Source organism: Enterobacter sp. 03-F-07-AD-ECC (genome assembly GCF_047530935.1).
Taxonomy (GTDB): domain Bacteria; phylum Pseudomonadota; class Gammaproteobacteria; order Enterobacterales; family Enterobacteriaceae; genus Enterobacter; species Enterobacter cloacae.
On the sequence record NZ_JBLKBZ010000004.1, the window covers coordinates 399024 to 410982 of the forward strand.

At 49.4% G+C, this 11959-nt stretch carries 13 protein-coding genes; 6 read left to right on the forward strand and 7 right to left on the reverse strand.

Annotation, left to right across the window (positions count from 1 at the left end; genetic code table 11):
• Positions 1-188: 188 nt before the first annotated feature.
• On the reverse strand, positions 189-1142 hold the full coding sequence (locus ACMWKA_RS09270) for a tyrosine-type recombinase/integrase (protein WP_152043829.1): 954 nt from the start codon (positions 1140-1142) through the stop codon (positions 189-191).
• 40 nt (positions 1143-1182) lie between these two features.
• A complete protein-coding gene (locus tag ACMWKA_RS09275) occupies positions 1183-2721 on the reverse strand; it encodes a TraI domain-containing protein (RefSeq protein WP_152043830.1) in 1539 nt (512 codons plus the stop codon).
• 198 nt (positions 2722-2919) lie between these two features.
• Here ACMWKA_RS09275 and ACMWKA_RS09280 point away from each other — a divergent pair, with 198 nt between their 5' ends.
• From ACMWKA_RS09280 to ACMWKA_RS09305, 6 genes are all read left to right on the forward strand, one after another.
• Complete coding sequence (locus ACMWKA_RS09280; protein WP_226869112.1) at positions 2920-3480, forward strand: pili assembly chaperone; 561 nt, start codon at positions 2920-2922, stop codon at positions 3478-3480.
• Positions 3481-3656: 176 nt separating this feature from the next.
• A complete protein-coding gene (locus tag ACMWKA_RS09285; protein ID WP_152043831.1) occupies positions 3657-4673 on the forward strand; it encodes a hypothetical protein in 1017 nt (338 codons plus the stop codon).
• A 108-nt stretch (positions 4674-4781) separates the two neighbouring features.
• Entirely contained in the window at positions 4782-5978 is a 1197-nt protein-coding gene (locus tag ACMWKA_RS09290; RefSeq protein WP_226869113.1) for a conjugal transfer protein TraF, read from the forward strand.
• A 57-nt stretch (positions 5979-6035) separates the two neighbouring features.
• On the forward strand, positions 6036-6581 hold the full coding sequence (locus ACMWKA_RS09295; protein ID WP_152043833.1) for a hypothetical protein: 546 nt from the start codon (positions 6036-6038) through the stop codon (positions 6579-6581).
• A gap of 35 nt (positions 6582-6616) precedes the next feature.
• A complete protein-coding gene (locus ACMWKA_RS09300) occupies positions 6617-7264 on the forward strand; it encodes a hypothetical protein (RefSeq protein ID WP_152043834.1) in 648 nt (215 codons plus the stop codon).
• Positions 7261-7539, forward strand: coding sequence for a hypothetical protein (locus tag ACMWKA_RS09305; protein ID WP_152043835.1), 279 nt, complete (start codon positions 7261-7263; stop codon positions 7537-7539). The genes ACMWKA_RS09300 and ACMWKA_RS09305 overlap by 4 nt, the downstream gene beginning before the upstream one ends.
• An 83-nt stretch (positions 7540-7622) precedes the next feature.
• On the opposite strand, the gene ACMWKA_RS09310 is transcribed toward ACMWKA_RS09305, so the two are convergent.
• The 5 genes from ACMWKA_RS09310 to ACMWKA_RS09330 form a co-directional block, all read right to left on the reverse strand.
• Positions 7623-8306, reverse strand: a complete 684-nt coding sequence (locus tag ACMWKA_RS09310) for a hypothetical protein (protein WP_000793034.1) — start codon at positions 8304-8306, stop codon at positions 7623-7625.
• Positions 8307-8436: 130 nt separating this feature from the next.
• Positions 8437-9390 (reverse strand): DUF1281 domain-containing protein, encoded by a 954-nt coding sequence (locus ACMWKA_RS09315; RefSeq protein ID WP_000493293.1) that lies wholly within the window; start codon positions 9388-9390, stop codon positions 8437-8439.
• A gap of 91 nt (positions 9391-9481) precedes the next feature.
• On the reverse strand, positions 9482-10474 hold the full coding sequence (locus tag ACMWKA_RS09320) for an ArdC family protein (protein WP_152043836.1): 993 nt from the start codon (positions 10472-10474) through the stop codon (positions 9482-9484).
• A 95-nt stretch (positions 10475-10569) separates the two neighbouring features.
• Positions 10570-11193 carry a hypothetical protein gene (locus ACMWKA_RS09325; protein WP_152043837.1) on the reverse strand — a complete coding sequence of 208 codons (624 nt, stop codon included), beginning with the start codon at positions 11191-11193 and terminating at the stop codon, positions 10570-10572.
• Between the two features lie 81 nt (positions 11194-11274).
• Positions 11275-11583, reverse strand: coding sequence for a hypothetical protein (locus ACMWKA_RS09330; RefSeq protein WP_152043838.1), 309 nt, complete (start codon positions 11581-11583; stop codon positions 11275-11277).
• Positions 11584-11959 lie beyond the last annotated feature (376 nt).

Sequence of the window (11959 nt, forward strand, 5' to 3'; positions counted from 1 at the left end):
CGCATCAGTTGAACACGGGACTTAAATCCAGAGGATGTTGTCACCATCCTCTGGATTTCTCACGTCCACAATTTACTTCACGAACGTATTTACCCTCAGATCTTCCCTGTGTCAATCTTTTGTAAAGCAAACATCCCTTTTTTTTCCATTTTTAATTTCATCAACTTAGATTTAACTTAAGATTAGTCTTATGCCGCATCCAGCTCCTCCAGCATGTCCCGGACCTTATCCAGGTCACTTTCAACATACTCCAGCGTGACCGCCGGCGTTGAATGACCCAGCAGGTCCTGTGCCATCTTCAGATTACGATCCGGCAAACGCATCAGGTTAGTCGCGATGGTGTGTCGGAATCTGTGCGGGCTGACTGTAAAACCGCATTCTCGTGAAAGTCGTCTGAAAAACGCACGCAACGGCGGATAATCCATGTTGCTGCTGATTTCATTCTTCCGGCCATCAAAGCGAGATAGATTAAACAACTGGTCCTGCATCTTCGCGCCACGTTCAAGGGAAAGGTTATGGAGCCTTTCAAGTCTGGGGCGGAGGTTTTCAGTAATCGGAACCCTGTGTTCCTTATGGTTCTTGGAACCCTCAGGCCGGAGATTAATCCAGCGGTGCTCAAAATTTACATCCTCCAGGCGAATGTGCAGCAGCTGGTTCTGGCGCATTCCTGTCCTCCGCAATGCATCCAGTACCGTTAGCCAGAACCATGCTGGCCGTAAGGCGCTTTTTCTTAACTCCATCATACCAATCCGTTCATCCTCTTCCCTTGCCAGCATGTGCAGATAAATTTTATTCATCTGCACATCAGTCAGTGTTTTTTTGCGTTTGACATCAGGTCGGGTAATTACGCCGTTGAAAGGGTTTTCCCTCATCGTTACAAGCCCATTAACGATGGCGTGATTAAATATAGCGCGCATATGAGTCACTTTATTATTCCATGTCGTTCTGCTCAGTCCTTCCTCATGGATAATTTTTCGGCGCCACGTTAAAACCAGCGTTTTATCAACCTGCTCTGGTGAAATACCTTTCCCGCTAAAGGAAATGAATGATCTGACTACCTTCCTGTAGCTCCACTCCGTAGCCGGGCGCAAAGATTTACTGAAAAAATAATCATCAAGCACTTCTTCAAATGCATTGTTCATATTCACCTCGTATATTGTTATTCTGACTTAAATAATAGTATTAATTTCTTCGTGCAAGCCATACGCTGTCCGGTGGACAGGTTCCTTTTCTGTAAATAATGTCAGCACTCAGCATGTATCCTGACATTTTGGTGTAACGACCGCTTTTGTCCGGCGTATCGTATTTATGGTAATGCCAGAGGCCTTTACCATTTCGTGAATAATGAACGTTCAGAGCTTCAAAGCTTTTTTGTAACTCTGATTTATCCAGTGACACGTTTGTATTCAGCGATAAATATTTAAAAAAACACTCAGGTGAAACAATGAATACAAACTGAGCCAGAATATGTGCAAAACTCTCGCCCTCATTGACACTAACCGTACCGTCAAGGATTGAGGATTTCAGCCAGTCCAGAAACTTTTCTCCTGGAGTGCCAGATTCCATCCCGACCAGCGAAGGCTCTTCAGAAGAAGTAGTTTCAACCTTCGCTTCAACAACAGGAGCACCAGAACCCGACATCTGGTCAAGCACGCTAAGAAGTTCTGCGGTTGATACCGACTCATCCGGGACAGTTTCATCACCTGTTCGTTCATCGGATGACTGTGTATCATGATTATCAAATGCCGAAAGCAACGTAACCTGACCGGTAACATCCTTAGCAGCATAATCACCTGTCTGGTTAGTATCGTAACCTATTGAAGCATTGTTAATTGGCTCTGGAACCGGTGTTATATTTTTGTGACTGGACGTTTGATGCATATCGTCGTCTATTAAATTTGGGATATTGTTTGTTCTGGATTCTTCCTCCCCTTCCTCCCCTGTGGTGATCACCTTATCGCTTTCAGAGGGGCTTGCTGTACCAGAAACGGTTCCTGATTTATTGGCAACGCTGGCAAGCGCATCGCTGATGATGCTGTTGAGAATTCCAGACTGAGCTTTTTGTCCGCTGAGATACAAAAATAGCGCACCTGAAATCGCCGGCCAGCGTTGAAGCCAGATAGCCGCAGCATCCGGGATGAGTTTACTGGCAATGTACATGCCGTTCATTGAAGCCGTTCTCCCCTGCCGGGGACGCACCCGCCAGTTTGCACCGGGTATTTCCATCCCCGGACACCAGGCTTTTCCGTTCGCCAGGCTCCCTTCAATCTGCGACAACCAGTCAAGATGATGAAAAAGCCCAGCCCAGAACACTGCGCATATCCAGGCAGGCCCCTGCTCTGCCTGCTCCTCAGGCGTCGCTCCCGGAGGTAACATCATACCGCGTACCAGCCTCACGGCACTTGCGGCCACGGATAAACTGAGGTTAGTAAAGCTCCCTGGTGTGGAGAACGGCCCCGCCCAGGCTGCCGGTATTTCCTGAACCCGAACAGCCATTTGCTCTAAGGGTTTAAGCCAGAATTCGTCAAAGGCTGACTGTGACAGTGGGCAATTTTCCCGCAACATCCGGACGATCTTCTGTCGCTCCGCAGTTCCCAGTAACAACTGACCGGACCGTACGTTCCTGAACCCTCCCGCTTGTGCCGGCTGCACGGATGGCCTTACTGAGTGTTCCGTTCCGACTGCCAGCCCAAGGCCTGTTAACCATTTCAGTCCACGCATAACCACCCCATAACCAGATTCCGAATTGACGCTACGCTATGGAGACGGTTGTATTTTGCAAGTCAAAAGCCTTAGTTCCTGATTAAACAAAACGAACTTGCATTAATCCTTAAAGGCCGGTTCACAGTTTTCAGATGAAGATAATTAATCAGCATGCTTCCTTAAGTGCCATCAGAAATCTGAGGGGAAGCGACAGGAATGCAAAGATTAGTGGTCTCTGGAATTATCCTCTGCTGGGGTCTTGCGAGTTACGGGCTCATCACTCTAATTACGGGGTATCAGGATGGGATGGTGTATCTCTGGGGGCTTGTTTTGCTATCCCCTTTTTCTCTGAGAGTGGTGAACTGGATGCAGCGCAGACTCATCAACCAGCCCTGCATCCTGAGCTACCATAAGCGCAGCTCAAGGATATTCGTGCATCTGTCGCCAAGCCAGCCAACCGTCAGTATTTCATCCGAACGTGTGGTCTGGTTCTGGAATGGAGTGCTAACCAGTATAGAGGACGCTCTCAGTGGTAAAGAAAACACCATCGTGATTGCCTCCCATCTCCTGACCTCTTATCGAATTAAACGTATCAGAAGGCATCTTCAGATTCAGGCCGGACATTACCGAAGCCATGTCATACATGTCCCCTTCACACCCGCTGCGCGTGCAGTTATGCAACTGGAAATTCTTCTTGCACAGTGGCGTTGGCGTGTACCGTCCAGAGCGTTATGGCCCGTTCTTGTCATACGAAAAACTTTCAATCCGAAAAAATAATTTCCCCTGTTTTGATTATTCACCTGTTGTCACACTGGCTACATCAATGTAGTCGATCTGAACGATCGATTTTCAACGTTATACATCCACTCTGGTGCGCGGTAACGTATCCACAGTGGATACAATAATTAATAACTTAAGTCGAATTAATGTATTAGCCAACACCGGGAAATTATATGAACCGTCTGAACATCACCTCCATCCTTGCCAGTATCATCACTGAACGGGATGAAAATATGCAGCAGCTGGTAGCCCAGCTTTCGGACGGAAAGAAAACGTCTGGCAGCCCTATTGCAATACGTTTTAAACCAGCTGTCAGGGATTTCGTCACACTGGTATCAGGACGCCTGGGTATTTCATCAGCTGAACTGGTCAATATTCTCGTCGAGGGTATCATGCGCGAGACGCTTATCCCCCGACAGGCTGTGATCACACATATCCACGAACGGTTCTGGCTGCTGATGGATGAGCACCGCCTGTCGGTACTGGACGTGGCTCGCCTGCTCTCGGACTGGAATATCGGTCTGAGCGTTCTGGAAAGCCGTGAAAGAACGATGGATTACTTAACTGCACCTTTGCTGAAACAGCTATCTGACTGGTTCTGTGTAAGTACCAGATGGCTGGAAGGAAGTGATCCCCGGCCAGTGTACCTGACCGCTTTCAGCGAATGGATGCAGGTTGCCATGATAATTAAAAAAAGAATTCAGGAATATACATCTGACGACAACCTGACCCGTCCTGACATATTCCTGGTCAAAGAGAATCAATACACCTCAGGAGATATCAAAAACGAATCCGGACATGTTTTCATTTTTATTCGGCGCTATAAAACCGTTAATAACACAACAATTCGTGTAGTTGAATGTATCGGACATTGTCCATCTTCAGGTGCTTATAAAACACAACTTAATTCATTCCTGAGCATGAGCAACATTCTCTTCAGGGCGCATATTCTCAACAGTTTCGACACATTTTATGCATCCGGTTATTTACTGCATGCGCTGAGAGAAGGAAAGATACTTCCGGCCGCTGCACTGTGGGAGATTCAGAAACTTCAACGAACAGAGTCAGGTAAGTTTTCTCAAAATATTTGGACCGAAGAGGAAAGAGAACCTTTTCTTTTCCCTGAGGAATTTATAACACCAGAATGGAGTAAATTTGTTAGCCAAATAACAGCCCTCAATATTAAGTGAAATAACTAGTCAGACACATTGTTTTATTGGTGCGCCAGCGCCAGGGGATTTTTTTGCCTTAAACACCATAAACGACAAAGGATATAAATGATGAAAGCTTCAATTTCAATGATTACACGCTGCGTTTCCCTTGCTCTTCTTGTTTCCGCAGCGCCGTCGGTTAATGCTGCGACGAACTGGATGGAGGCACGCGGTGATGCTATGGGTGGCACCGGCGTGGCATCCGCGCACTACGGTACAGCTGCTCTGTCTAACCCTGCTCTGTTAACTACGTCCGGACCAACCGATGATTTCAGCCTGGTGCTGCCATCGGTGGGCGCCCGGGTCTCTGACCCGGATAAAACCGTGGATAAAGCGGATGATGTTAAGGACCTCTGGGATCGTTTCGACAGCGCCGTCGCTAATCAGTCCGGTGTCAGCGAAAGCGCCGCGGCACTCAAGAGTAAGCTTCAGGATTTGAAAAACACACATGCGAACGGCCAGGTCGGGGCTTCAGTTATTGCAACTGTGCCGAACCAGACACTACCGTTCGCCGTTGTGGTGAAATCATGGGGTACTGTCTCTGTCGATGGTAAGGTAAGCGATCACGACCTGGAATACCTCGACAAGGTCGCCGATGGCACAATCCCCCCTTCTGCAGTGGATACTGACTCACTTACGTCAAGAGCCTACGGTCGTGCGGCTGTGATCACCGATGTCGGCGTGGCCATGGCGCATGAGTTCGAAACTGCAGGACATGCCTGGTCCTTTGGTATCACACCAAAATACCAGCGCGTTGATCTGTTTAACTACAACGTTTCCGTCAGTAATTTTGACAAAAACGACATTGACTCCAGCGAGTACCGCAATACCAAAACCGGTTTTAACGCCGACGTCGGTCTGTCCACAAACCTGAACGATAACTGGACTCTCGGTCTGGCCGTACAAAATATCATCCCCCGCTCAATCGATACCAAAGAAGTAAATGGTGAAAAGGGAACGTTCAAGATTAAACCGCAGGCCACGGCCGGCGCCTCATGGCACAACAGCTTCATCACAACCGCGCTCGATGTCGACCTGACTGAAGCGAGTGGTTTCACCAGTGATAATAAGCGTCAGTTTGCAAGTCTGGGTGCCGAGATTAATGCCTGGAACTGGATGCAGGTGCGCGCGGGTTACCGCCAGAACATGGCTTCCGGAGAAGGCAATGCTTTCACTGCCGGCCTGGGGTTCTCTCCGTTTGATGTGGTTCACCTGGATATCACGGGCATCGCAGGCACTGATCGTACCTACGGGGCGGTTGCACAACTTCAATTCACTTTCTGATCCAGCAAAATGAAGGGGCTGTTTACTGACAGCCCTGGAAGTCCTCAGGAGAACACTATGAAAAAACTCATTCTTTGCTCAGGTATCTCTTTTGTACTTATGGCTCTTGCGGGGTGTAGCCAGAACCAGCTCAATCAGTTTCAGCGACAACTGTCAGATGTCAGCACAATGATATCACCTGGAGAGCAGCATACTTCTGACAAACAGGCTGAACGTAATGAGATTACCCAGGCATTCAGCCTGCCAGTCGGCGTAGATACTGCTGCACTACGCCTGAAGCAACATTATGGTTTTCCCTCAGATGAAGATGTTTCAGCAGCAAGAAACAATGGCCAGGGAAATGCTGGCTGGTCAGCATCGGCAATTTCGGAAGGTGCCAGTTGGTCAGCCCAACCCGGGTCTTATTATCGCATGAGCCGGAACTGGGCAGCTAATGATCGTCTGACAATAGAAGTCACAGGCGATGCTAAACGCAGCAACGTGACCGCAATTTATCGTTCCTCCAATCCGGAGCATCTTAAACCTGAATGGACCGCGCGCCTGTGGAAACAAATTCCGGAAGTCGCAGGCGGTACGAAGGTTAGTCGGGAGGTTGGGCAATGAGCAAGTCACCTTCTACAAGGCCGCAGGAGACTGATATGTCCAGTTTACCAACTGGTGAAAATATCAAAGCCATTGAAAAGCTAATTAGCGATGCCTCAGAGGTTATTGCAAAACGCGAGCGCTCAGTCAGACGTGCAGAACGAAATCTGGAAATAGCCGAAGACCACCTTGCAGACCTGGAAAATCAGAGAGATGAACTCGTCATAGCGAGCTGGGGAGATGCTCCCAATTGGCATGGAATATTTAGTATGAGTGAGGATGCCTCAACTACCATGCGAGCATACCGTGATAAATGGGTCGGTACGATCGCAGGTCTGCGTCTGACTGCCTTCGGCAATATTTATACCGGACAGTCAGTTTACGGGATCGGTTTCACAACAAAGTCTGAAGAAGAACTGGAGCAAACAATCCAGATGGTGGAGTTTGTTCTGCCGTACCTTATTGCTGATGAGCGAAAAGAAAAATCATTAATGATTTATAACTACCCCGCGGTGGACTGCTGCCACAGCTTCGTTTTTAATATCGAAACAGGTACATATGGCATCGCCACAGATCGCTTTATGTCACGTCAGGAAACGATGGAGTTTCCCTCACTGGAATTCGCACTTCGTCACCTCCAGGCAAACACCTTAATAGACGATGTAGATAAACTGAAAAGCCTGAACGATGAGGTGACGGAATGAAAGATGTGTACTGGGTAGTCGAAGCCAACGGGAAGGAAATTGGCGCTATGACACTGGATGAGTTTGAATACATCCACAAGTCCGTAAAGGCAAACTGGATGAACAGGATCGTTGCCGTTATCAGGTTTTTCTTTTTCCCTGCATATAAGAAAACAGGCCTGTACTGGCCTGAAATCGAAGAGGAAGTAAAAGCACTTTTGCAGGTCAGAACTGATGCTCCGCTAACCATTAAATTCGTTCGCGGAGAAATGCCAACTCAGATAAGACTACTATAACGGCCAGTAGCAAGATGCTGCCTCATCAACCATTCAATCTCTATACCCAATAAAAAAGCCCCCGGGAGGGAGCTTTTTATTATTCAGGCGGCCTGATTCAGGACATGACGTAAACGACCGGGCCAGTTGCCCTGGTAATGCGCAAACGTATGCAACACACGACGGCGTTCATCGCAAAGAGAGTTGCCAATAACCACTTCACCTGGCACTCCACACAGCGTTAACTGAATATAAGCCATCCCCGCAGCCAGCGGATCGATATCAGTAGCTGAAACCCACAAATACCGGTGTGGTGAATAACCGGCATCGCGCAGCACAGTGGCAAATGCGAGCGCCATACATCCCGCGCCACAGGCTGGCTCCGCCAGGGTAATAAAAGGCTTGTCCGCAAAATTATCAGCAACGTTGCCGAGCTGCATGCGCGCCATCATGATGCCCACATCCCATGGGGTAAAAAACTGACCACGATATTTATCACCCAGTTCAAGCTGCATGAAAACCTGTCCAAGAAAATCACCCGGTGAATCATCCAGCCCATTGACAACATGGGCCAGCAATTCTGCCATACGGACTACATCCTTCTTTTCATAACGTGCAACTATGCGCAGATATTTCTGCTCCCGCTTTTCGCAGAAACTGAGGGCATTCTGAAGAGCAATAACGCTGCAACTGATGAAGTCTTCAAAAACCTGATGTCGATGGTGATAACGAGCAGTCTGGTTGAAAAGCGAAATGAACGCCTTTTCATGGTTTATTAGATTTTTCATGCATGTTTCCTTTAACGGGAAACACGCCCCTGACAGGGAAACAGTGTTTCCCGTCAGGGTGAAAAAAAGCCACAACAAGTGTTGTGGCCAGTATGTTGAACCGGTTAGCCCGGGTTATCCTGGTTTAGTGTCAGGCCCGAATGCTCCCGTATTGTGCCGCTGGCGCCGCATATGGCGTTACCGCTGTGGTTTCCGTAGAGACAAGGTACATTCTTGCTGTTTCACCGTTGCTCAGTTGCTGCATTTCTTCCGGCCAGGGGCCACTGTCAACGTGATCACCGCGGTCAAAACAGTTATATCCGGAAAAACCTTCATCCACTGATTTCCAGTAATGACGGATCTCACAGTCAAACAGCTCTGACATCTCACCCATAACCTCTCCAGATGGCGGGTACCAGGGGGTATCGAACGTCAGTAATATCGTGCCCAGTGATTCACGGCTCCAGTTGGCTTTATGACCAGCCGGGAACTCCACACCATACAGCTGCGTGTAAAGATCTGCAGTTGTGTTAAGCCCCCGGAACAAACCACTGTTACCGTTCAACTCAGTTGCAAGACGTGACGGCATTATCATCAGCATATCGCAGGGACAACTCGCGGCCGGCATTATACTGAGCCATTCCCAACGCTCCTGCGGATCGAACTGTTCCCCGAAGCTGGCAACACCAAACCAATCAGCATAGTGAACAGCCATCAACTGGGACATTATCTGGCGCGATGAAACTGGAATACTCTCCCATTTAAGTGTTTCCAGGCCGGACTGAACCCAGATCTTCTCCATACGTGCAATAGTAGCGCTGTCGAGCCACGCATCCTTTTCCATTAATTCCAGGAAATGCTGGAACGCCTGGTTTGCCGAAGTAGAAGCCCCCGTACCGGCGGCCGTAAGCATCGGATAAGCAGTAAACTCTGTCGCTTTTGTTGGCTTAAGTATCCCGGCACATCCAGCAAGAAACAGCTTTATGGCCTGCCGTATGGCATGTCGATAACGCGGAGTTTCAGTGCCGGCAATCCAGGACTGCATCACGTCAATACAAACAGATTTCGCGGTGATTTCCAGACGGTTTTTGCACCATGAAAACATAGTTATTACTCCTCTTTAGTTTAGACAGAGGGCATCTCCCTGAGGAGATACCCTCAGGGGATGCTGATGGCCAGGGCCATCAAGTTTATTGTTAAGCAGCCTTGTTCTGTTCCGGTTGTCGGTTCAGTGGCTGCAGTAAAAATTCCGACGCTTCCCGGGCAAACCGGCAGGCGCGGAAAAAGGCTTTTTTATCGTCACGGAGTACCTTCAGCCAACTGGCCAGATAGCTTTCATGCTGAACATCACCGTAAATACCCAGCTCTGCACAAAGAAAAGCACTGCCTGTTTCGGCAATAAGCTCCTCAAAGGCGTAAACCGGATCACCGAATTTTCGCGAAGAAGTTGTTATCCCTTCACGGCTAAGGCGGCGGCTGTGGCCGGTTGCATGAACCAGTTCATGCAGTAGTGTGGACCAATAATCAGCTTCAGAATTAAACTGCGAAGTCGTAGGTATCACAATTCGATCGGTTGATGGCTGATAATACGCCCGGTTTTGTCGGTACGATGTGCAAACCACACCGGTTGCATTCAGTACTGACAGTACCTGCTCCTGTTGTTGTTCACTGAGTATGGAATGCCGCTCCTTTTCTGCCTCTGTTGGCGGCATGCCGGCAACAGCATCCGGCAGTCCATCACACTGGGCGACATTGAAAAGTTGCAGCGGCTTCAGCATTGCAAGCGACTCCATGACGGGATTACCGTCTTTATCGAACAGCTTGTTATCGTTACCATCCGTCGCCTGTTTCTCAAACGGTTTGTAGATGATGGCCATCGAGCTGGTTTCACCCTTACGCACCTGACCACCCACGGCTTTCGCCTGCTGGTATGTCAGCCATCGATCGGATGAAAATCCCCGCTCTTCAGCAGACATCCACAGCAAGGGTATATTCACTCCGCTGTAATGGCGGCCGGTTGTGGCATTCACCGGTAACGCGCTGCCATGTACGTTCTGTGCAGAACGCCACGGCCGGCGCCACGGTGGAACCCCTTTTTCCAGGGCGGCAATGATTTTGTCGGTGACCTGCTGGTAAAGATCGGCTTTCTGAGCCGGCGCGGCCTTACGGCCGCGAATGGATTTGTTCATAAGGATGCAACCTGTAAAAAAGGGCGCATCCTCCCCGGGGCGGAAGAATGCGCCACCGGGAGTGGAAAAAAGTCAGAGATAGTCAGTAATACAACCTAGCGGCGGGTTCCCGCGTAACGGAAAGAGCCATCAGACATCACCTCGCTGACGCTGCTGCGTACGCTGCGAACCGCACTCTCAAACATCGTGCGATCAGCCGGTTTTGCCCGTTTACAGTCGAGACGGATTACCCTGTCAAGCACAGACAGCGCCTGTGAGCGCCAGCTCAGACGTTCCGCATTCCCTACACAGGCAGGTAAATGCCGGAGAGACTGATCGTAGAGCCAGCGAATATTGCTGCGATATTCCTCCACCAGGACATACACCTTTTCTGGCGGACGGGTCTCCTTACGAATTGTCATACCAGTCCCCAGTGGACCGGCCGATGGCATCATAAAAAGATCGTGGTGTTCGTTCAGAACGGCGTCGACTTTGCTCTGCTCCATAAAGGTCTGAAAAGCGTATTCCTTCTCGGGAATTAACAGGTCTGCATTTTCCGACCAGTTTGCATCTTTCGAGGGATTACAACCTTCCGCCCATGCCCTGAGCCATTCGCCGGGGTTTCGGTCATCCGGAACCCGGATGTATATACCAAGATTCTTTTCAAGCAGCAGTGGCCTTTGCATACCGCCCTGCTGTGATAAAAGAGGGCGTAATTCGGTTGAGGTAAAGCGAATCATCAGGACTCCTTAAATTAATAAGGAGGAGACCTCCCCTGGAGGGAAGGTCCCTCCGGGAAGTGTTAATCAGTCAGAACTGATTCAGTCGAAACGGTAACGCAGCCAGGCCATCTGCTGCGCCATCTGCCGTCCCGCCCGTAAAGCCTTACGTGCGGAGGCAAACTGACCGGCGCTGGCCAGTTGCTGATACTGCCAGTCACGCGAACTGTAGCCCGTTCTGCGTGAAATGATGGCGGTAAAACCCCCTTCAGACTGAACGACCTCGGCGCGGAAACTGCTGTGACCGCTACGGTTGGTGAACCATTCGGCCTGCTGCTGCCGCATTGCTTCTGAAATGCGGCTGAGGACGCGCGTGGTATGGGTGATAAGCAACAGTATTATACTGCTCATGGTTTTCTCCTTAGTTGATGCGGAGAAAACCATCACCGCAGATGCAGGGAGGTTGTCCCCGCATGGGTGGGTAAAAACGTCATCAGATGGCTTCTGTCAGAAGCCTCTGCAGATCACTTGGTCATCATTACGGATGAAAAGATGACTGCATTTCATCAGGTTCAAAATCCCGGCTTGCCGGAATTCTTAACCGGTAATCAGCCCCTTTTACAGGATGCAGCCGGTGGCGAAAGCAGTGAAGATGTCGTTTCCCGGACCACAGGGAACTGACCTCCTGTGGATTGGCCCCTATATTTCCATACACTTTTTATCACTTAACCCATGACTGGTTCGTCGCCGCAGATATTCCCGTGGCGAACGATACCCCAGTGCACTA